This is a genomic window from Pseudarthrobacter sp. 1C304 (assembly GCF_052245515.1).
GTDB lineage: Bacteria > Actinomycetota > Actinomycetes > Actinomycetales > Micrococcaceae > Arthrobacter.
This window is the reverse complement of the sequence record NZ_JBQQCH010000010.1, coordinates 112,533-132,794: the sequence shown is the minus strand read 5'-3', so window position 1 is coordinate 132,794 and position 20,262 is coordinate 112,533. Positions and strand designations below refer to the sequence as shown.

At 63.0% G+C, this 20,262-nt stretch carries 17 protein-coding genes; 5 read left to right on the top strand and 12 right to left on the bottom strand.

The genetic code is table 11. From position 1 onward, the window contains the following. The first annotated feature begins 48 nt into the window (after positions 1-48). Entirely contained in the window at positions 49-1,113 is a 1,065-nt protein-coding gene (locus ACTWQD_RS16700; protein ID WP_443197252.1) for a PDDEXK nuclease domain-containing protein, read from the top strand. A 509-nt stretch (positions 1,114-1,622) separates the two neighbouring features. Here ACTWQD_RS16700 and ACTWQD_RS16695 read toward each other — a convergent pair. The 12 genes from ACTWQD_RS16695 to ACTWQD_RS16640 all read right to left on the bottom strand — a co-directional run bounded on the left by ACTWQD_RS16695 (position 1,623) and on the right by ACTWQD_RS16640 (position 15,143). Next, positions 1,623-2,798, bottom strand: a complete 1,176-nt coding sequence (locus ACTWQD_RS16695) for an ROK family protein (protein ID WP_443197251.1) — start codon at positions 2,796-2,798, stop codon at positions 1,623-1,625. 89 nt (positions 2,799-2,887) lie between these two features. Next, positions 2,888-3,787 (bottom strand): N-acetylglucosamine kinase, encoded by a 900-nt coding sequence (locus ACTWQD_RS16690; RefSeq protein ID WP_443197250.1) that lies wholly within the window; start codon positions 3,785-3,787, stop codon positions 2,888-2,890. Continuing rightward, positions 3,784-4,920 (bottom strand): glycerate kinase, encoded by a 1,137-nt coding sequence (locus tag ACTWQD_RS16685; protein ID WP_443197249.1) that lies wholly within the window; start codon positions 4,918-4,920, stop codon positions 3,784-3,786. The genes ACTWQD_RS16690 and ACTWQD_RS16685 overlap by 4 nt, the downstream gene beginning before the upstream one ends. Beyond that, on the bottom strand, positions 4,917-6,257 hold the full coding sequence (ggh, locus tag ACTWQD_RS16680) for a glucosylglycerate hydrolase (RefSeq protein ID WP_443197248.1): 1,341 nt from the start codon (positions 6,255-6,257) through the stop codon (positions 4,917-4,919). Before ggh ends, ACTWQD_RS16685 begins: the two co-directional genes overlap by 4 nt. After that, entirely contained in the window at positions 6,254-7,336 is a 1,083-nt protein-coding gene (locus ACTWQD_RS16675; protein ID WP_443197247.1) for an ABC transporter ATP-binding protein, read from the bottom strand. Before ACTWQD_RS16675 ends, ggh begins: the two co-directional genes overlap by 4 nt. 50 nt (positions 7,337-7,386) lie before the next feature. Next, positions 7,387-8,229: a carbohydrate ABC transporter permease gene (locus tag ACTWQD_RS16670; RefSeq protein ID WP_443197246.1), complete on the bottom strand. Its 843-nt coding sequence runs from the start codon at positions 8,227-8,229 to the stop codon at positions 7,387-7,389. Next, positions 8,226-9,131 (bottom strand): carbohydrate ABC transporter permease, encoded by a 906-nt coding sequence (locus tag ACTWQD_RS16665; RefSeq protein WP_443197245.1) that lies wholly within the window; start codon positions 9,129-9,131, stop codon positions 8,226-8,228. Before ACTWQD_RS16665 ends, ACTWQD_RS16670 begins: the two co-directional genes overlap by 4 nt. After that, on the bottom strand, positions 9,131-10,396 hold the full coding sequence (locus tag ACTWQD_RS16660) for an ABC transporter substrate-binding protein (protein WP_443197244.1): 1,266 nt from the start codon (positions 10,394-10,396) through the stop codon (positions 9,131-9,133). The genes ACTWQD_RS16665 and ACTWQD_RS16660 overlap by 1 nt, the downstream gene beginning before the upstream one ends. 989 nt (positions 10,397-11,385) lie before the next feature. Further along, entirely contained in the window at positions 11,386-12,147 is a 762-nt protein-coding gene (locus tag ACTWQD_RS16655) for an iron ABC transporter ATP-binding protein (protein ID WP_443197243.1), read from the bottom strand. Further along, positions 12,144-13,181: an iron chelate uptake ABC transporter family permease subunit gene (locus ACTWQD_RS16650; RefSeq protein WP_443197242.1), complete on the bottom strand. Its 1,038-nt coding sequence runs from the start codon at positions 13,179-13,181 to the stop codon at positions 12,144-12,146. Before ACTWQD_RS16650 ends, ACTWQD_RS16655 begins: the two co-directional genes overlap by 4 nt. Beyond that, complete coding sequence (locus tag ACTWQD_RS16645; protein ID WP_443197241.1) at positions 13,174-14,181, bottom strand: ABC transporter permease; 1,008 nt, start codon at positions 14,179-14,181, stop codon at positions 13,174-13,176. The genes ACTWQD_RS16650 and ACTWQD_RS16645 overlap by 8 nt, the downstream gene beginning before the upstream one ends. Before the next feature lie 17 nt (positions 14,182-14,198). After that, on the bottom strand, positions 14,199-15,143 hold the full coding sequence (locus ACTWQD_RS16640; RefSeq protein ID WP_443197240.1) for a siderophore ABC transporter substrate-binding protein: 945 nt from the start codon (positions 15,141-15,143) through the stop codon (positions 14,199-14,201). A gap of 786 nt (positions 15,144-15,929) precedes the next feature. Between ACTWQD_RS16640 and ACTWQD_RS16635 the strand changes: the two genes are divergently transcribed. From ACTWQD_RS16635 to ACTWQD_RS16620, 4 genes are all read left to right on the top strand, one after another. Beyond that, on the top strand, positions 15,930-16,940 hold the full coding sequence (locus ACTWQD_RS16635) for a LacI family DNA-binding transcriptional regulator (protein ID WP_443197239.1): 1,011 nt from the start codon (positions 15,930-15,932) through the stop codon (positions 16,938-16,940). A gap of 98 nt (positions 16,941-17,038) precedes the next feature. Next, positions 17,039-18,331: an ABC transporter substrate-binding protein gene (locus ACTWQD_RS16630; protein ID WP_443197238.1), complete on the top strand. Its 1,293-nt coding sequence runs from the start codon at positions 17,039-17,041 to the stop codon at positions 18,329-18,331. Between the two features lie 57 nt (positions 18,332-18,388). Then, complete coding sequence (locus ACTWQD_RS16625) at positions 18,389-19,294, top strand: carbohydrate ABC transporter permease (RefSeq protein ID WP_443197237.1); 906 nt, start codon at positions 18,389-18,391, stop codon at positions 19,292-19,294. Beyond that, positions 19,291-20,190: a carbohydrate ABC transporter permease gene (locus tag ACTWQD_RS16620; protein WP_443197236.1), complete on the top strand. Its 900-nt coding sequence runs from the start codon at positions 19,291-19,293 to the stop codon at positions 20,188-20,190. The genes ACTWQD_RS16625 and ACTWQD_RS16620 overlap by 4 nt, the downstream gene beginning before the upstream one ends. Positions 20,191-20,262 lie beyond the last annotated feature (72 nt).

Sequence of the window (20,262 nt, the reverse complement as noted above, 5' to 3'; positions counted from 1 at the left end):
CGGCCCGGCCACACAGACCCCTCCGGGAAGCTCTTTAGGATGGAACCCATGACCGCACCGCGCGACCTCGCCCTCCCCACCGGCTACACCGAGCTCCTCGGCGAGCTCAAAGACAGGGTCCGGACCGCACGCACCACAGCACTGCGGACCGTCAACACCCAGCTGATCGAGCTGTACTGGACCATCGGGAAAGCCGTTCGGACCCAGCAGGACGGGCAGGGCTGGGGGAGTGGCGTCATAAAGAGGCTGGCAGAGGACCTGCGCGCCGAATTCCCCGAGATGAAGGGTTTCTCTCCTCGGAATCTTCAGTACATGACCACCTTCGCCGAAGCCTGGCCGGGATCCTCAATTGCGCAACAGCCTGTTGCGCAATTGCCGTGGGGCCACATCACCGTGTTGCTCGACAAGCTTCAACCTCAGAAGGACAGAGACTGGTATGCCGCAGCCGCCGTCGAATACGGCTGGTCCCGGAACGTCCTCATGAACATGATCATGAACAAAACACTGGAACGCACCGGAGCAGCGCCGTCCAACTTCGCGCAACAGCTTGTTGCGCCACATTCTGAGCTGGCGCAGCAGGTCGCCAAAGACCCCTACAGCTTCGAGTTCCTCGGACTGTCCGGAGAGGTCGCCGAACGCGATCTAGAGAACGCCCTGACCAGCAGAATCACCGAGACCCTCCGTGAACTCGGCCCCGGCTTTTCCTTCGTCGGCCGGCAGGTCCACTTCGACGTCGACGGCGACGACTTCTACGTCGACCTTCTCTTCTTCCACATCGAACAATCCCGCTACGTCGTCATCGAGCTCAAGACCGGAAAGTTTCAGCCCGAATACGCCGGCAAACTCAACTTCTACGTCGCGCTCGTCGACGACGTCCTCCGCCGCAAGCACCACAACGAAACCATCGGGATCCTGATTTGCGGGACCAAGAACGACCGCAGCGTCCGGTACAGCCTGGGACGGTCCACCTCGCCCATGGCAGTCGCCGCCTACACCTACGACAAACTCCCCCCAGCCGAACAGCAAGCACTGCCGAATGAAGGACACATCGTCGCCGCGCTGGAATGGGCCGAACCCGACGCAAAAGCCGAAGTCGCAGCGGGAGATGCCTGAAACGCTCCGACAGCCCACAGCCGGCCACACTCCAGGCAGAACTACATTTGCCGCAAGCCACCGGGTCGTGCAGCAGCCGGAATCTCTGCGTCTCGACGGTTAGACGTACCGCACACCCCGGAACAACCGTGACTTCCAGCAGTCCACAGTTGGGCGGGGGTCAATCCGGGTTACCCACGGCTAAAAATTGGGAGCCCTGAGGCAGCTCCCTTGGCAGCAGTAGTGGTGGATAAACCACCAGAATTGTCCCCGGCTGTGGGCAGCGAAGCTTTCTCCAGACGGTGTCTGGAAAATTACGTACAGGCGAGGTTGCGGACTTACCGAAGCAACATCCCCGACAAAAGTTCGCCATCGACCGGCGAACTGTCCGGTTTGCATGTAGGACCGCGCAGTGGAGGCGCACAAAACTGCTTTCCGGGCCATTGCCTTTCGCTCGTGTCCTTGCTGCCTGACGTCATGTTGGGGTGCAGGCCAACCTGATGCGCGGGATCCCAGCGTATTGCTGGCTGTCAGTTGGCCGCGTAGTCGGTAGTTAACATATCGATTGCGTCGGGCGCGAAGACTTTCCGCGTCACGAGCCGGGTGAGCCCGTCTACCGCGGCGTGATCGCCGGCCGCTCCAGCGACGATCTCAAGGCCTTCTGCGATGCGTTCAACCACGTCCCCGAGCACTCTGGAGCGAACCCGCTCTGCGAAGTACGGAATGGTGCCGATCATTCCGCCGAGCACGAGCCTATTTGGGTTGACTGTTGTGATGGTTGCGGCCAAGGCGCCGCCGAGAACGTCGGCTGCGGCGAGCAGTTGTGCTTCGACGTCGGGTTGGCCTTGTGCGGCTGCACGGGCGATTTCGTCCAGGTTCGTTATGCCTTGGCTGGCGAGCCGGTCGATGAGCGAGCTGCCGGAGCTGAAGGTGGCCAGGCAGCCACGGCGCCCGCAGCGGCAAAGGGGACCGTCAGAGGCGACGTGGATGTGGCCGATGTCGCCAGCGGCGCCGTGCGCGCCGCGCAGAATTGCTCCGTCGACTACGATTCCGCAGCCGATGCCGGTGCCGACTTTTACATAGACTGTGGTCTCGATGTCCGTGGTGCCTTCGCCCAGGGCGCCGGCGCGGGCGTCGTTTTCGATCACAAGGGGAACCTGCCATTGGCCGGATACGGCGGTCACGACAGCATCCGGTTCCCACTCGGGGATCGTGGTCGGGTGGACGACATATCCGGTTCCGGCGTCGACGGGAGCCGGGACGCTCACGCCGATGCCGATTAGGGTTTCCCCGGTGCCCATCGAGAGCAGCTCAGTTCCGATCTGGATGAGCGGTTGAAGGACGGTACCTGCGGGGGCGTTGATGCGGTGCTGCACGGTTCTGGATCTGAGCTGCCGGCCGGTGATGTCGGATACGCTGACGGTCGCGTGGGTCTGGCCCATCGCGATGGCGAGGACGACGCGGCCGCGGTCCTCGAAGCGGATTTTGCGAGAGCGGCGTCCTCCGGTCGCTTCCATACTCTCGGCTTCGTAGATCAGATTTCGGCGCAGCAGCGTTTCCAGCCGCTCATAAAGAGTGGCCCTGGACATTCCGGTGCTGGCCAGGAGCTGCTGGCGTGACATGCCGCCGGTGGCCCGGATCAGGTCCAAGAGATGGCCGTGCGAGGTCGCTCCGCTTAGTCTGGCGGGCACCCGTTCGGTTGTCATAGCTCCTCCTGTCCGGCTGATTATCCTACCCGCAGCCCCGCTATTCTCCTGCTGCACTGCCGGTCGGCTCCGCGGGACTGCGGCGGCGGTCAGGCCCTTGCCTTGTCCCGGGCGAGCTGCAGAACTCCGTAGACAGGTTCCTGAGCCAAAAAGCGGATGTCGGTCAAGTCCCGGCGTTTCAGATGGTCGGTGATACTCTGCTGGAAGGCCTGTTGGTTGGTCACGAGCCCGCCTCCGAGCACCACGGGACCGGTCATGCCGATTCGGGCGGCCACGGTGGCCGCCTGTCCGGCGAGGTGGTTGGCCCCGGAGTCAATGATGGCGAGGCTGGGGCTATGGCCAGCGCAGGCCGTGTCGAAGACCAAGCGCGAGGTGTCGGCCCAGTAGTGGCGTCCGGCGGTGCCATGGAAAAGACTGATCAGTTCCTCTGGGGCGGTGAGACCGCAGTAATCGAGCAGCCCACGGGTGAGCAGATCGATGTCCTGGCCGCGGTTGGCGCGGTCCATGCTGTACCGTACCGCTTCCCGGCCGAACCAGTAGCCGCTGCCTTCATCGCCGAGGAGGTATCCCCAACCTCCGGCCCGTCCGGTCCGCCCGGCCGCGTTGACGCCCCATACCGCGGAACCGGTTCCCGAAATGATGGCTATTCCGGTGTCGGCGCCCCCGGCCGCGAGGATCAGCCGGGTGTCGTGGATGACGCTGATGTCCGAGTGCGGGGAGTGGGGGGCGATGAGCCTGCGTAGATGCTCGGCGTCGGCTTCGGTATCGATCCCGCCGGCCCCTACGATAACCCTGCCGGCTTCGCCCGCCCCGAGGGCGGTGAGGAGTTCGCCGAGCCTTCGGGCTGCTTGTTCGACCGGGACGTTTTGGGTGTTGGTGCTGCCCGTGGTCCGGACATCGGTGACGGTGCCGTCTTCGATCCGGATGCCGCGGGTCTTGGTGCCTCCGATATCGAGACCGATGACGGTCCCTCGGTGTGTGTCAGTCATAGCCAGTCCTTTGCGATCCTGGTGGTGGTGCTTTGCAGGATGGTCGCGGCTTCCTCGATGCAGACGCGGACGTCCGGCCGGGTCTCGGTCAGGGCGTAGGCCTGGGTGATGCCGATGTCCGCGAGCTGTCCGGGGGTGAGTTTGCGCTGTCCGCAGACGGCGATCGCCGGTATGCCCGCGGCCCGGGCCGCCAGCGCCACACCGGCTGCGGCTTTGCCGCTCAACGTCTGGGCGTCCAGGGATCCCTCGCCGGTGATGACGAGGTCGCGGGCGGTGAGCCCTTTGAGTGCCTCGTGAAATCCGGCAATGCTCATAACAACCTCGACGCCGGCGCGTTGGTCTGCTGCAAGGACTGCCATGGCCGCATAGCCGAGGCCGCCAGCGGCGCCGGCCCCCGGGCGAAGCCCCGTGTTCGGAACTACGCCTGGGGTCCGGTCCAAGATCCCGGCGAAGCGGGCGAGCCCGGCCTCCAGCTGCGCGACGTCGGCGGCGGTGGCACCCTTTTGTGGGCCATAGACGGCTGCCGCGCCATCCGGTCCCAGAAGGACGTTGTCCACATCAGACGCCAGGATGAAGTTGCAGCCGGCCAGCCGCGGATCCAGGGACGAGAGGTCGAGGTCGGCCAGTCCGCTCAATGCGCTGCCGCCGGGCGGCAGTTCGGTGCCGTCTGCGGAACGGAGCGATGCCCCCAGAGCCTGTAGGAATCCGGCCCCGCCATCGGTGCACGCGCTGCCTCCGACGGCGAGGAGGATCGTTTTCGCGCCGCCATCGAGAGCGGCGAGGACGAGTTCTCCGGTGCCGTAGCTGCTGGCCGTCATGGGGGCCAGAACGAGGCCAGGCAGCCGTTCCAGCCCCGATGCCTGTGACATTTCCACGACCGCGGTCCCGCTGGTTCGGTCCAGGGCGAACATGGCGGGCACGGGGACCCCGGTGGGGCCGCTGACCCGGACCGTGATCTCGTCGTATCCGGCCGACGTAGCTGCGGCGGCTGTGCCATCGCCGCCGTCGGCCATGGGAACGGAGATGATCTCGAGCCCGGGCCGGGCCCGAAGCAGCCCGGCCCGGAGGCTGTCAGAGACCTCAGTGGCTGTCAGGGAGCCCTTGAACTTGTCGCAGGCAATGAGCACTGTCATCTCTCGGAGCCGATCCATTCCAGGGCGGCCGCGGCAGTCCAAGCCTGGTTCAGGCTGCCCAGTGGCTCACCCGTGAAGGGTTCGTAGTATTCCCCGAAGTTTAGATCGGCCAGTTGGCGCAGGGACGCGGATTTGAGTGTTTCGTGGAGTTCCCTTTCCCCGTCGCGCTTGGCTGCCCAGCCGAGCAGAAGGTTCAGGAACGGCCAGACAGGCCCGCGCCAATAGGTACGGGAGCGGAAAGCGGCACTTGCCGGTGACGTGGACGGCGGGAGGGGGAACCTCAGGTCCGGGTATCCCATCCAGTCCGGGCCCGTGAGCAGGTTCCGCTGGACTGCAAGTGCTGCAGGGTCGCCGCCGGCGACCAGGGGGGCGAAGCCGGACACGGTCTGGGTGGAGATCCATTCCCCGGCCAGGACATCGTAATCCCGGGCCAGGCCGGTTGCCGGGTCCACGCTGGAGGCCACACCGTCGCGGAAGCGCTGCGCGTATCCGCGCAGCTCCGCAGCGTCCCCGCTGCGGCCAATCTCGTCGGCGAGGCCAGCGAGGGTATCGGAGGACGCGGCCATAATGGCGGAGAAGAAGACGTCCCGGACCCTGAAGTCGACGATTTCATGGACCGCCCGGTCATCGAAGTTGACCGAGGCCATCTGTTGGACCAGCCACAGGTACTTGGTGTATTCGGTGTCGTCGGGGCGTTCGCTGACGTCGGCCACGTGGAGAGTGTCGCGCCGGGTGAATGGTTCAACCGGGCCGGGCTGGATCCTGGCGTAGGGTCCGTCCCAGCGGGGGGAGTTGTCGAATCCTGATTCCCAGCCGTGGTGGATCTCAATCAGGCCGACGCCGTCGGGATCCCGGACGTCGGCCAGCCAGCGGTGCCAGGCCAGCCAGCCGTCGAAGGATTCATGAAGGAAGGCTTCGGCCGCTTCCTGGTCTGCCCCGCCGTTTTCCCGACCGCGGTCAACGATGTGGCGCAGCGCGATGGCGTGCACCGGAGGCTGGCAGATGCCGCTGCTCTTGATTGCGGAAGGGCGGGCAGCGGCGGATGCGGTGCCCCAGCGGTCGAACCCAGGGAAGTAGCCGGCAGCGTTGTCGCTGAAGACGATGTGCGGGATCATCCCCGTGGACCATTGGGCAGCCAGCAGGGTGCGGAGCTCCGTGATGGAGCGTGGCACGTCGTAGCGTGCAAGACCGATAGCGACGAATGCTGCATCCCAGCTCCACATGTGCGGGTAGAGGTTGGGTGCGGCGCTGGTCATGGTGCCGAGGTCGTTGAGTTTCAAGGTCTCCATTGCGGATTGGCGCAGTTCCTCTACGCCGATGCGGGTTGCGGTGTTCATTTGGCCTCCAGTGCCATGGATGTGGCGCCGTCGTAGAAGCGCATGGTGTTCGGGGAAAAGGTGAGCCAGATGGTCTGGTGCGGCGATGTGCGGAAGGTGGGCGGGGCCTGGACTTTGATGTCTTGGCCGTCGACGTCGACGGTCAGGAGGACCGAGGAGCCCATCGGTTCGACAATCCGCACGGTGGCGGGGATATCGCCGGAGGACCGGTCCACGGACACTCCGATGTTTTCGGCGCGGACGCCCAGGACGATGTCCGCGTTGGCGAAGGAGCGCAGCATTGAGGGTGCGTGCAGATTCTGGTCGCCGACCCGCAGCGCGTCGCCGGCGCCGGTGACTGCGGCGCTGATGAAGTTCATGGGAGGGGAGCCGATGAACCCGCCGACGAACTTGTCGGCCGGGGCGTCGTAGACGTCCAGGGGATCCCCGAGCTGGGCGATGCGGCCTTTGCGCATGACGGCAACCTGGTCGCCCAGCGACAGTGCCTCGCTCTGGTCATGTGTGACGTAGACCGTGGTGGTACCCAGATCCTTGACGATCTTCTTCAATTCGGAGCGGAAGGTCAGGCGGAGCAGGGCATCGAGGTTGGAGAGGGGTTCATCCATGAGGAGGACGTCAGCGTCCATGACGATGGCACGGGCAACGGCGACGCGCTGGCGCTGGCCGCCGGAGAGCTGGGCCGGGAGCCGGTCAAGGTAAGGGGTGAGCTGGAGAAGGTCAGCGGCCCACTGGACCTTCCGCTCGATTTCCTTGGAATCGACTTTGGCCATCTGCAGTCCGAACCCAATGTTGTAACGGACCCTGCGGTGCGGGAACACGGCGTAGGACTGGAAGACCATGGACATGTTGCGCTTGTTCGGCGGCAGGTAGGTGACGTCGCGGCCGCCGACCGAGATCGAGCCGGAGTCCGGCAGCTCGAGACCGGCCAGCATCCGCAGCAGCGTGGTTTTTCCGCAGCCGGAGGGGCCCAGGAGGACAGTGAAGTCTCCGTCCTTGATGTCCAGGGAGACATCGTCGGTGGCGCGGTCTGTGCCGCCGGGGTAGGTCTTGACGAGGTGGGAAATGGAGATATCAGCCATGATCGGCTCCTTCGAAGGTGAATCCGGGAAGTGTTGGGGGAGGCGGAGCATCAGCGGATCGTGGAGCCCCACATGTTCGTCAGATAACGCCGCATGAAGGCGATGAAGATGATCGAGGGGATGACGAGCGCGAAGCCGCCAGCGAACCGGTATGCCAGCGGCGAATCCGAAAGGGAGGTCAGGACCTGGGCCGGTAGGGTGCGGTGGTCCAGGGTCAGAATGGAGGCGCCGAGTACTTCGTTCCAGGACATGACGAAGGTGAAGATGGAGGCAGCCGCCAGTCCCGGCAGGGCCATGGGCATCACCACCCGGGCGAAGGCGCCGAACGGGGTGCAGCCGAAGATGCGGGCCGCTTCTTCAACGTCGACGGGGACGCTGAGGAACACGCTGGCCGAGATCAGAATCGTGGTGGGCAGCGCCAGCGAGGTGTGAAGAAGGACTACGCCGTAGGTCGTGTCATAGATGTTGGCAGTCAGGAACAGCTTCGCCAGCGGCACGGAGAGGACCACGATTGGAAGGGCCCGGGTGAACAACAGGAACAGCTGGTAGGGCTCCTTGCCGGGGAACGCGAAGCGGGCCAGGGCGTAGCCGCCGGGTATCCCGATGACCGCCGAGAGCAGCAGGGTGCCTGTGCCGACGAGGATGGAGTTGCCGAGCGCTCCGAAGATACCGGTGGAGGACAGAAACGCGTTGAGGGTGTCGAAAGAGATGTTGGTCGGCAGGAGGCTGAGCGGGAACTCGTTGAGCGATTCCCGGGTGGAGAGCGCCGCCAGTGAGATCAGGTATATCGGGACCAGCATGAAAAAGGAGATGGTGACGCAGGCTATCTGCAGGTACATTCGTTGCCGGCGCTGCCGCTGGAGGGGTGCGGTGTCTACGGTGGGGGTGCTCATCGGGTGCCTCCCTGGCCTTTCTCGCGGAGTGCCCGCAGGTAGAAGATGGAGGTCAACATCGACGCGACGAGGATGACCAGCGCCAGTGCCGCGGCGACATTCGGGTTCTGCAGGGCCGTGTACCAACGGTAGGTTTCGCCGACGACGAGGGGGAAGTTCTGCCCCGTGAGAGCCTGGGCGACCGCGAAGGTCTGGAACGCCAGAATGGTGCGCAGAATCAGGGCAACCTGCAGGCTGGGCTTCAGCAGCGGGATGGTCACATGGCGCAGGCGCTGCCAGAAGGTGGCGCCGAATACTTGGGCGGCTTCGTCGTAGTCTTTGGGAATGCCCTGCAGGCCAGCGACCACGATCACCAGCACGAGCGAGGTGGAGCGCCAGACTTCGGCGATGAGGACGCACAGGAAAAGGGTCGCTTGGTTGTCGTAGGCTAGCCATGAGACTCCGTCAATGCCGAGGCCTTTGAGGAATGAGTTCAGGTATCCGCGGTCGTTAAAAATGGACAGCCACACCAGGCCTGCGGCCAGGTCACTAAGCGCCAGTGGAATGGCCCAGACGAAGAAGTGGAGCTTGTTCAGCCTCGGGCTGGCCCGCAGCAGCAGGGCCATGGTGATGGCAAGACCGAACTGGAGCGGGATCATGACGGCAATGAGCAACCCGGTGTTCCGGACCGCGGGCCAGAAATATGGGTCCTCAACCATTCGTGCCACATGCTCGAGGGTGAACCCCTGGTCATTCTGGAAGGCCTGCAGGACACCCTGTATGACCGGCCAGCCGAGCAGCAGGGCCATGAACAGGATCGAAGGGCCGATCAACCACACGGCGGGCGGCACGCGGCGTGCCCGGGGCGGGGACTGGACTGCCGGTGGCAGAACCGGCTTCACCGGTGGGGCCTGGACGGTCATTACGCTACCTCGCACTTCGTGCCCGGTGATACCGGATCGGGCGCCCAACACGGTACATCCAGCGCCTGCAGGATGGTGTTAAGCTGGCTGGCCTGGCGGTCAAGGGTGGACTGGACTGGAGAGCCGTTGAGGCAGATCTCCTGGAAGCAATTTTTGAAGATCTGCGACACTTCGCCGTCTTTCTTACCGATCCCCACGGGCGGGAGAGCGAGGATGGCACCGGGAGAGCGCTGCTGGAGACGGACGGCTGCCGCTTCGAGGGCGATAGCACCGGCAAGGTCGGGGGGCAGCTCTGTCTGCACCACGGGGAAGAACGCGTTGCTGCGCAGCGTTTCAGTCTGCGTGACGGGTTCCGAGAGGCCCCGGATGGCTTGCTCGGCCCGCGCCCGCTCACGCCCGCCCTTGGGCATCGCGACCCCGGCAACGATGAGCATGTAGCCGCGGCCCTTGGGACCCCTGGGCGCCGGGACCATGAGCCAGTCCTCCGGCTTGGAAGCAGGTGCGCCCACGAGCCGGGCGACGTGGTCCCAAGCGACGAGGACCTCGCCGCGCGCCAGGGGTTCCTGCATGGCGTCATAGTTGGTCGAAGCGGGTGACATGTTGTCCCAGAGTTCGCGCATGTAGTCCCAGGCCGCGACAGCATCCGGGCTCCGAAAAGTGGTGATCTGGCCGCCTGTAAAGCTGGGGAGCAGGAATCCCTGATAGAAGCGGTGGTGCAGGCCCTTGGGGCCGGCCGGCAGGCCGAAGACCGGACGGCCGGCTCCCTGCTTTGCCGCCTTGGCCCAGGCCAGGAAGTCCTCATAGCTGAGGTCGTTGACATCAACGCCGCTCGGTAGCCATTCGAGGGCCTTCTTGTTGATGGCGACCAGATAGGTCGCCTGCATCCAAGGAACATATTTGGAGGTTTCGCCGCCGACCTTGGTCAGTTCGAGAACCTCCTTGCTGAAGCCACGGCCGGCCAGGTCGCGGACCAGGGAGTCGACGTCCTCGAGCGAATCGGCCAAGGGGGCGAGGTCGCCGTGCAGTCCGCCCAGGAGGGAAAGGCTGACGTTTCCGGAGTCCACTTGGGACCGCACGGTCGAGGCAAAGACTCCGGCGTCGACCGGATTGTAGGCCACGGGGACCTTGAGGAATTTCTTGAGGACGGCTTCGTAGCGCTGCTTCTCCTCGACGGGGGTGAATTGTGTCGAAAGGAACCCGACGGTTCCTTCGCCGGCGACCGCTCCGCTGGTGTCAAAGCCCGCGCAGGCCGACAGGAAGGGCAAGGACAGAGCGGTCCCTAGGCCCGCGAGCAGAAGGCTTCGTCGTGAAGGCTGGCTCTGCAGGGGCTGCAAGTGGTTCTGGTTCATCTACTGCTCCAATCAGGTGCGCGCCACTGCAACACCTTTCGTCTAATGGTGAGACAAAAGATTTGGTGTGTCAAGGGTCACGCCATTCCGCCCCTGACAAGGCGGCCTTGAAGCCAACGGAGCGATAGGAGCAAGCTAGGAGCTCAGCTGGCCCGCGCATGGACAAGGGGAGCGGGATTGAAGCATTGAAGCTTCAAGCACTACTTGACGTCACGTCGTTTATCCAGCACAGCTACATCCACGTCTCCCGTAGCCACAGCAAAACCAGATCTCGTCTTCCCGGCCCGGAAACAAAGATGAGATCCTGTCCGTGGCCGACCTGAGCGCCCTGCCCCCGTTCCCGTTCCGGTTCCGGGCCATCCTGCTCGCCTCCGGCGCCCCGGCCATTGTGATCGAAACAGTCCCCTGGATGAACGGCGCCCACGCCCAAAAAGTCAACGAGTCCCTGACCGCACCAAAACAGCAGCACTGGGAACCGGTGAGGGTTCCGGCGCACAACCCTTGGACATACGGTCCACCACATGAGCGCGGACTTCAGGGACGCCTTCGGAAACGAGGACGATCAAGCGGCCGGTGGCGGTCACGGCCACACCGAGCACGAACCGGAGCTCGTTTACTCCAATGCAGTAGATTTCTTCGCAGCTCCTGGCCCCAGTCCTACGTCCGGGACGTCAACGAAGGCGCCGCCTTCGCCTGGTGGCCCGAATGGCAAACTCAACTCCTACGCCGCTCTCGTCGATGGCGGCCGCCGCCGCGATCACCACAACGAAACCATTAGGATTATGATCTGCGGGACCAAGAACGACCTCAGCGTCCGGCTGAGGAATCAGCGCTAACCGCGTTCGCGATTACCTTCGCGGGTCGGTTCGAAAGAACCACTTTATAGGCTAGTCGGCGGGAGAAGGTCAGATGAAGTAGACGCCGATCCGGTGGGGGCCGATGTTCTCGATGCGGATATCGATGTCGTAGACGTCACGGAGCATGGCCTGCTGCATGATCTGCCGCGGGCTGCCCTGGTGGATCAGCCTGCCGTCCTTCATGGCCAGAATGGTGTCCGAGTAGCAGGAGGCGAAGTTGATGTCGTGGACCACGATCACGATGGTCTTGCCGAATTCATCGGCAAGACGCCGCAGGAGCCGCATCATCTCCACCGAGTGCTTCATGTCCAGGTTGTTCAGGGGCTCGTCCAGGAGCAGGTAGTCAGTGTCCTGAGCCAGCACCATGGCGATGAACGCACGCTGCCGCTGCCCCCCGGAGAGCTCGTCCACGAACTTGTCCGCCATGGGCGTCAGGTCCAGGTGCCCGATGGCTTCTTCCACCTTGGCTAGGTCCTTCACCGTGGGCCGGCCGCCGGAGTGGGGGAACCGGCCGAAGGCTACCAGGTCGCGGACGGTGAGCCGCATGGTGAAGTGGTTCTCCTGGCGGAGGATGGCCATGGTCCGGGCCAGCTGGCGACTGTCCGTGGAGGCGATGTCCAGGCCGCCCACGGACACCTCGCCGGAACCCAGCGGCTGCAGCCGACTGATCAGTGAGAGCAGGGTGGATTTGCCGGCGCCGTTGGGTCCGATGATCGAGGTGATGCCGCCCTGCACGATCTCGCAGCTGACATCGTCGAGGACCGTCTGGCAGCCGTAGCTTTTGGAGACGTTGCGGACCGCGATGGTCATTTGAGCGAGCCTTTCAGCAGGAGGTAGAGGAAGAGGATGCCGCCCGTGAACTCGATGACCACGCTGAGCGCGGTGCCGAAGCCGAAGACCTTCTCCAGGATCAGCTGGCCGCCCACCAGCGCGATGGCACCGATCAGCACCACGATGGGGAGCAGCCAGGCGTGGCTGAACCCGCGGCACAGCTGGTAGCCCAGGCTCACCACCAGGAGTCCGAAGAAGGTCACCGGGCCCACCAGGGCGGTGGAGACGGCTACCAGCAGCGAGCACGCGAGCAGCACGCGCATCACCACCTTGCGGTGGTCCACGCCCACGTTGATGGCCACGTCCCGGCCCAGCGCCAGGACGTCGAGAGTGTGTCGAACCCGCCACACGGCAGCGCAGACGACGGCGACGATCACCGCGGCGACACCCAGCAGGGAGGGATCCACATTGTTAAAAGATGCGAAGAATAGGTCCTGCAGGATGATGAACTCGCTGGGTTCCATCAGCCGCTGCAGTAGTGAGGAGAATCCGCGGAACAGGCTGCCGAGGATCACGCCCACCAGCAGCAGCAGGTGCAGCGATCGGGTGGCGCCGGTGAACATCCAGCGGTACAGCAGTGCACTGAAGGCCACCATCAGCAGCACCTCGGCGCCGAACTGGAGCGTGGGCGGAGTGGTCACCACGGCGGCGGCACCGAGGGCGAAGGCCATGACGGTCTGCACCAGGATGTACAGCGAGTCGAAGCCCATGATGGACGGCGTCAGGATGCGGTTGGCCGTCACGGTCTGGAACAAGAGCGTGGACACGCCCACGGCAACGGCCACCAGCAGCATTGCTGCGACCTTGATGGCGCGGCGCGGCAGGATGTAGCCCACGTTGCCCTTGAGTTCGAAGAAGAGGAAGAAGAGGACGACGGCGGCCGTCGCCGCGAGCAGGACACTAAGCACGAGTTGGGGCGGGGGATTGCGGAGCCGGCGCCGGGCCGAGCCGCGGGACGGGGCCGCGGCGGAGTCCACGGGAGCCGGGGAGGGCAGGTCAGGCGCCTTAGGCATTGCGTTTCCTCAGGATCAGGGCTAGGAAGAGGACGGCGCCCAGCACGGACATCACCATCCCCACGGGAACTTCGTAGGGGTACTGGATGGTCCGGCCGATGATGTCGCAGACCAGCACGAACGCGGCCCCGAACAGGGCGGTCCACGGGACGGCGCGGCGGAGGTTGTCACCGAAGATGAGGGAGACGATGTTGGGCACCACCAGGCCCAGGAAGGGTACGGCGCCCACGGTGGTGACCACGACGGCGGAGATCAGCGAGACGAGCAGCAGTCCCAGACGCATGGTGCGGGCATAGTTCAGACCGAGGTTGCTGGTGAAGTCCTGTCCCATCCCAGCGACGGTGAACCGGTCTGCGGCGAGCAGACCCACCAGCATGAGTGCCGCGACGATCCAGAGCAGCTCGTACCGGCCGCGGAGGACGCCCGAGAAGTCGCCGATCATCCAGTTGCTGAGGGTCTGCAGCAGGTCGTACCGGTAGGCGAAGAACGAGGTGACGGCGGCGATGATGCCGCCCAGCATGATGCCCACCAGCGGGATGAGCAGGGTGTTGCGGGCGGGCAGCCGCCGCAGAATGGCCAAGAACAGGGCAGTGCCCAGCATCGCGAAAACGCTGGCCACCAGCATCTTGGCAAGCATCGGCGCGCCGGGCGCGATGACGGTGACCACGAGGATGCCCAGCGTGGCGGACTCGATGGTACCCACGGTGGAGGGTTCCACGAAACGGTTCCGGGCCATGAGCTGCATGATCAGCCCGGCCACTGCCACCGCCATGCCTGCCAGCAGCACGGCCAGGGTGCGGGGCACCCGGGAGATCCAGAAAATGTCGATGGTGTCCGCGTCACCCGCGAGCAGTGCCGGGAGCGAGATGTCGCTGACGCCCACGAACATGCTTCCGGCGGCGAGGACCAAGACTAAAAATGCGGCGGCAGCCAGGCCCGCGTAGTGGCGGGGCTGGCTACCGGTTGCCTGCGCCTGGAGGCGGACCGCGGTGATGGCCATGCTGTAGTCCGGTGGGATTAGGCGACGGAGTCTGCCACGGCGTCCACCATTGCTTTGACGTTGTTCAGGCCGTATCCCACGATGTACCAGCTTGCAGGGTCCAGGTCGATGACCTTGCTGTTCTTGGCGGCGTTGGTGGACTGGACGAGCTCGTTGTCCAGGATAGGGCTGGCGGTGGTTTCGGTTCCGACGGCGGTATCGCGGTTGATCACGTAGAGGAGGTCCGGGTTGGTCTGCTTGATGTACTCGAAGGAGATGGCCTCACCGTGGGATCCCTCGGACTTCACATCCGCCGCGGTGGGCACGCCCAGAACATCGTGGATGATGCCGAACCGGGATCCGGCCCCGTAGGCGGTGACTTCGCCGCCGGAAGTGAGGACAATCAGGCCCTTGCCGGCGGTTGCGGCCTTGGCCTTGGTGTCGGCCACGGTGGTATCCACGGCGGCGAGCTTCTTCTCCACCTCGGCTGACTTGTTGAATATAGTCCCCAGCTTACCGGTCTGCTCCTTGAAGCTGTCCATGGGCTTGGCCGCATCAATGGAGAGATCGATGGTGGGGGCGATCTTGCTCAGCTCTTCATAGGCGCCGGCAATGCGGCCGGAGATGATGATGAGGTCCGGATCGCCCGCGCTGACGGCTTCGAAGTCAGGCTCCTTCAGGGAGCCGATCTTAGTGTACTTGGCGTCGGAGTACTTCTTCAGTGGGTCCGGGTAGGCGGCTTCCGGCACGCCGGCAGGTTCAACGCCCAGGGCATCCATGGTGTCCAGGACGCCGAGATCGAACGTGAAGACCTTTTCCGGGTTGACCGGGACGTTGGCGGTGCTCCCCTGGGCGTGCTCAACGGTGATCATGGAGGTTTCCGCTGCGGGAGTTGCCGTCGCACTTCCTCCGCAGGCGGTGACAGCAAAAAGTGCCGCTCCCGCTGTCAGTGCCCCCAGGTAAGTGGATAGTTTCTTCTTCACGTTGTACTCCCTTGTCCGGCATTACGTCACAAATTTGTTGCCTAATTCACCTGAGCATATAAGTAAGGTAAGCCTAAGTTCAAATGGAAGTCCCTTTTCTCCCCTGAGTGGGAGAGTGGGTACACGGAAACGCGGGCGACATCCCAGGTTCCACCGAATAACTGAGGAACCTTCGAGTCTCATTCGCGCCGGAACAGGGTGCCAGACCCAACCTGTCGGCAATCAGAGGCAATCCGAGTGGCGGGTGCCAATCCTATGCTCAAGCGCCCGCCTTGTGGACGGACTTGCCCCCCAAGGGCTGTTTCGATTCTTCGAGACCGGACGTTGGGCTAACGGCGGCATGCCGATGCCGAGGACGAAGTGTAGCCAGTTGTCAGGGGTGTTTAGCGGGACGAAGTTCGCTGCGGACTCGGGATCCTCACGCGAGGCCTTCCCGCCAGGGCAAGGAGCTGGGCTTCCTCCTCCGGGCTAACCTTGACCTCGAGACGGTGCATCCGGCCGCCGTCAACATTCGCCCGCCGACGACGGGACTTCCAACCGGCAAGGCCACTGCCATCACTCACGTATCCCGCCGTGGTCCTCGGTAAAAAATATTTGCCACCTTGCAGTCCGTCCCGTCCATCCGTCAAGGCGGTGTCATCATAGGATCAAGGTATTGGAACTATGTCTGGAGCGATCTGCCACGATCAGAACCGGCATAGCCATAACGGGCCTTCGAACATGCTCTGATTTGGGCGCTTTCGCTTGGATTACCTGCTTGATCGCTAGAGAGTAAGGGGACATTGATTGCCTGGCGAAAGAAATCCCGGCATTGCAAGGGTTGCTGCAGCGGCAGGGGTTTCGGTGGGAACAGTCTCGAACGTGATGCACCGCCCGGAGATAGTAGCCCCGTCAACGCGGGAACGTGTCCTCAAAGCAATAGAGGCATTGGACTTCGTGCCAAATACCGCAGGTGCCACTCTGCGTCAAGGCGCTAATAGGCTGCTGGGCTTAGTGGTACCCCAGATTCTGAACCCTTTCTACGCGGCTATCACAGAGTCGATTGCCACGGCAGCAGGACGGCGCGGTTACGCTCTCGCACTCTGCGTCAGTCATGACGACCCTGAGGTGGAACTAGCTCACTTTGAAATGATTGCCCAGCAACGAGCGGCAGGTGCCATCGTCGTCCCTCTCTCGGCGAATGAAGACCGACTGCATCGCCTCCGAACGGTTGGAACGCGACTTGTGCTCATCGACCGTACCGCCGACGAGCGTGAGGGCTGCTCGGTGGTTATTGACGATTTCCACGGTGGATCCATCGCTGCTGAACACCTCCTAGCTGCTGGATCCGCTCAGGTCCTCCACCTCGTGAATGGGCCTCTATCAATCCCACAGTGCCGGGAGCGCCGTGAGGGCACGCTGTCAGTCACGTCAGCCAGAGACATCCCACTGGAGGAGCATACGGTTGCGGAGATGAGCATCGAGGAAGGCTTCAGAATTGCAAAGCACCTAGCTGGCGACCCAAGAGGCCTGCCGATGCTAGTGTTCTGTACCAACGACCAGCTTGCGACAGGGGTCATCCGCGGACTGGAAGCCGAGGGCCTTCGGGTTCCCGATGACGCCCTCGTTGTGGGGTACGGAGACTTGGAACTTGCGACCACCGCATCCGTGCCGTTGACCAGTGTTGCGCAACCCAAAGCGGAAATGGGCAGCCGCGCGCTGTCTCTCCTGCTCGAAGAACTCGATGACTCATCGAACCACCAGCACCGCTCCGTTGTCCTGCAGCCAAAACTGGTTATCCGCGAGTCGGCACCCTGATCATTCCCACCTCTTGCGCGGTACGTCCCTTTGAGGTTAGATAGGTCACGGTAATTGAAAGCATTCAATTACCCACTCGAAGAAGAGGACGGATAGTTATGAACCGAGTTCTCCGCGGCATTTCCGCAGGTGTAGCGGCCGTGTGCATCTCGATGCTCGCCACGGGCTGTGCCGGTGGCGGCGGCTCCCAGACCAGCGACGCTCTAGCCACCAACCCCAGCGAGATCTCTGGGGATATTACGTTCTCGACGTGGTGGGCTTATGCAAACCAGGACCTTATTGATGGGTTCGCAAAGCAGTATCCGAATGTGCAAGTGAAATTGAGCTTCACGGCCATTGGCGACTATGCAACCAAGCTGCAGGCTGACGCCTCGGCCGGTTCCTTGCCCGACGTTTTCGCAGTCCAGGGCCCCTCGCTCGTTGAGCTAGCTGGCGCCGACCAGCTGTATGACCTGAATGAGTCGCTCAAGACCCCTGCCTACGACGGTCAGGGTGTTTGGGGTGAGACGTTCAACCAGAGTCTCATGTCCGGGGCGAACGCCGGCACTGAACGTCCAGAGAACCAATCCTGGGGGGTGCCGTTCAATGCCATCAGTGTGGCAAGTATCTACAACACCCGAATTTTCGACAAGGTCGGCGTCACTCCGCCGAAGACGTTTGATGAGTTACTCGGTAACTGCAAAGCGCTTTCCGCGGCTGGCTACATCCCAATGTCTTTGACTGGCACGGCCTGGATGGACTGGTGGCCTCGGTTGGCGTGGGATCAAACTTTGCGGGACGAGGAAGTTGCGAACTTTTCTGTTTCCAACCCCCAGTACATCAAGGGTCTGGAACGCGTGAAGCAGATGGCTGATGCCGGTTGTTGGAGCAAGTCCCAGATCGGGACTGATATTGCCGCTGAAACGGCTCTCTTCCTGCAGGAGCGCACGGCCCAGTTTGTGAGCGTCCCAGAGAACTTCCTGCAGGCCGTTGCTAATGGAGCCCAGTTTGATCTGGGAACGTATACGTTGCCCGCGTTGGACGGGAAGACGCCAAATCGCGTTTTGGGCGGCGGTAACGCAAATGTGCTTGCCGTGAGCGCCAAGTCCGAGAACAAGTCCGCAGCAGTCGCCTTCGCGAAGTATCTCACCTCCGCCGACGTTCAGACCAAGCTGGCGGAGACGCAGTTCACCATCCCTTCTCTCGATATCGATCTCAGCTCCGCGAACCCGCTGATGAAGGCCTACGTGGATGCCGCCAACGGGGGCTTCATCGACTCTTCGACCTACATGCCGGCGTTCTCAACGGCGGGAAACAGAACCTTTACCACCGAGGTGCTGCCCCGACTCATCTTCGATGACCTGAGTCCGGAAAAGGCCGCCGCGGCGACCGAGGGACTTTTCAATAAGTAAGCACTTGGTGCGGTGGAGGGGGCGTCCGTCACCTCCACCGCAGGGAAAGGCATTGGTATGACCGCAACTCGATCGCAGCGTCGATCCCATTCACGAACAGGTGTTCTCCTCGCCGTGCCTGCGGCGGCTCTGCTCGCTCTGTTCGTCCTGTGGCCCATTGTGACTGCTGCGCAGTACAGCGTCACCAGCGCTTCGGGGTACGGGGACGTGAAGCCTGTCGGAGTGAACAACTTTCTTCGAGCGCTGGGCGACGGAGCGCTGCACGCCTCGTTGGGCCGCAACCTTGTTTATGCTGCCATCGTTGTATTCGTCTCAGTCACTGCTGGATTCTTTCTCGCCTACTTCCTGTACCTCCGGGTCGGTGGGTGGCGGGTGTTGCAGGTGCTGTACATGGTGCCGTTCGTGATGCCAGTCGTCGTCGTGGCGCTGTTGTGGCAGTTCATCCTGGAACCCGAAAACGGCCTGGTCAACTCCGCACTCCGCGCCGTAGGCCTGGGAAGCCTCGCAAACGCATGGTTGACGGGGGAAGCAACATCACTGCTGACCGTATCTCTCATCCAAGCCTGGGTGACCGTGCCCTTCACGACGCTCATCCTGCTTGCGGCAATGACAAGTCTCTCCGATGAGACCTTGGAAGCTGCCGATCTTGACGGTGCCAACCACCGGATCAAGCTGTTCAGCATCGTGCTTCCATCGATCCAATCTTCGATCATCGTTACCGGCGCGATCGTGACGATCAACTGCTTCCGCTCATTCGATTTGGTCTACCTGCTCACCCGCGGTGGCCCCTTCGACTCCACCACCATCGCCACTTTGTACGTCTACGTGCAAGGTTTCGTCAACAACAAATACGGCTATGCCAATGCAGTCGGAATCGTTATCGGGCTGGTCCTGGTCCTCGTGGCCGCCGTGCCAATGGTCAGGAATCGACGATCCGCCCGAGTGAACGAGGTCCGCTCATGAGCATCATCACGAAAGCACATCCCTCCAAAGCACCGCACATTCTTAGCAACACGCGGCGGAGGAAGATGCCGCGCCGTCAACTGCCACCGGTTGCGATCCTTTTGGCCTGGGCGTACGCGCTGCTAAGCGTCGCGCCGCTGCTCTGGATGGTTATGCAATCTTTCCGGACTGATGCGCAGATCCTTGGCCTACCATGGGGGCTGCCCATCCCAGGATCGCTGGACGCTTATGGAACGGCGTTCACGAACACCCCGTTGTTGCAGTACTTCGTCAACAGTCTGCTCGTCACTCTAGCGGTCGTACTCCTGGCCGTCGCCTGCTGCGCGGGCGCCGGCTACGCATTTTCCAAGCTTCGATTCCCCGGCAGTAGCGGTGTTTTTGCGGTCTTCGTGGGTGTGCTTCTGATCCCCGCCCCGCTGCTCTTACTTCCGGTGTTCCTGATCTCTCGTGACCTTGGCATCCTCAACAGCTACGTTGGCCTGATCGCCCCATACGCGGCGGGTGCTTTACCCATCGGCGTGTGGCTGATCAAGACGCACTTTGACAGCGTTCCCGATTCTTTTTCTGAAGCAGCAGAGCTGGACCGCGCGACCCCGTTTCAGGTTTTCTGGCACGTCATGCTGCCGCTTGTAAAGCCGGCTGCGGCCACGGTTGCGGTCCTCACCTTCATGACCGCCTGGAACGAGTACATCTATGCACTCGTCGCGATCCGCAACGCCGAGCTCTTTACCTTACCCATAGGCATCGCTGATCTGAACGCAAAGAAGTTCCTGTACGGCTACGCACCAGTGTTTGCAGCCATGGTGTTGACCTCCGTGCCCGTTTACGCCGCTTTCCTCGCCGCGCAGCGAAGCTTCATCAACTCACTCACCCTGGGCGGCGGAGTCAAGGCATGACTCACGCCGCCAGCGAAAGGACCCCCATGAACCCGCGACAAGACCTCCCCTACATCCCGATTTCTGATTCGG

What these genes read in the sequence shown, in the direction of transcription:
- ACTWQD_RS16700 (WP_443197252.1), top strand. Translation starts at nt 49, where the DNA reads ATGACCGCACCGCGCGACCTCGCCCTCCCCACCGGCTACACCGAGCTC.
- ACTWQD_RS16695 (WP_443197251.1), bottom strand. Translation starts at nt 2,798, where the DNA reads ATGACAACCGAACGGGTGCCCGCCAGACTAAGCGGAGCGACCTCGCAC.
- ACTWQD_RS16690 (WP_443197250.1), bottom strand. Translation starts at nt 3,787, where the DNA reads ATGACTGACACACACCGAGGGACCGTCATCGGTCTCGATATCGGAGGC.
- ACTWQD_RS16685 (WP_443197249.1), bottom strand. Translation starts at nt 4,920, where the DNA reads ATGACAGTGCTCATTGCCTGCGACAAGTTCAAGGGCTCCCTGACAGCC.
- ggh (WP_443197248.1), bottom strand. Translation starts at nt 6,257, where the DNA reads ATGAACACCGCAACCCGCATCGGCGTAGAGGAACTGCGCCAATCCGCA.
- ACTWQD_RS16675 (WP_443197247.1), bottom strand. Translation starts at nt 7,336, where the DNA reads ATGGCTGATATCTCCATTTCCCACCTCGTCAAGACCTACCCCGGCGGC.
- ACTWQD_RS16670 (WP_443197246.1), bottom strand. Translation starts at nt 8,229, where the DNA reads ATGAGCACCCCCACCGTAGACACCGCACCCCTCCAGCGGCAGCGCCGG.
- ACTWQD_RS16665 (WP_443197245.1), bottom strand. Translation starts at nt 9,131, where the DNA reads ATGACCGTCCAGGCCCCACCGGTGAAGCCGGTTCTGCCACCGGCAGTC.
- ACTWQD_RS16655 (WP_443197243.1), bottom strand. Translation starts at nt 12,147, where the DNA reads ATGACCATCGCGGTCCGCAACGTCTCCAAAAGCTACGGCTGCCAGACG.
- ACTWQD_RS16650 (WP_443197242.1), bottom strand. Translation starts at nt 13,181, where the DNA reads ATGCCTAAGGCGCCTGACCTGCCCTCCCCGGCTCCCGTGGACTCCGCC.
- ACTWQD_RS16645 (WP_443197241.1), bottom strand. Translation starts at nt 14,181, where the DNA reads ATGGCCATCACCGCGGTCCGCCTCCAGGCGCAGGCAACCGGTAGCCAG.
- ACTWQD_RS16630 (WP_443197238.1), top strand. Translation starts at nt 17,039, where the DNA reads ATGAACCGAGTTCTCCGCGGCATTTCCGCAGGTGTAGCGGCCGTGTGC.
- ACTWQD_RS16625 (WP_443197237.1), top strand. Translation starts at nt 18,389, where the DNA reads ATGACCGCAACTCGATCGCAGCGTCGATCCCATTCACGAACAGGTGTT.
- ACTWQD_RS16620 (WP_443197236.1), top strand. Translation starts at nt 19,291, where the DNA reads ATGAGCATCATCACGAAAGCACATCCCTCCAAAGCACCGCACATTCTT.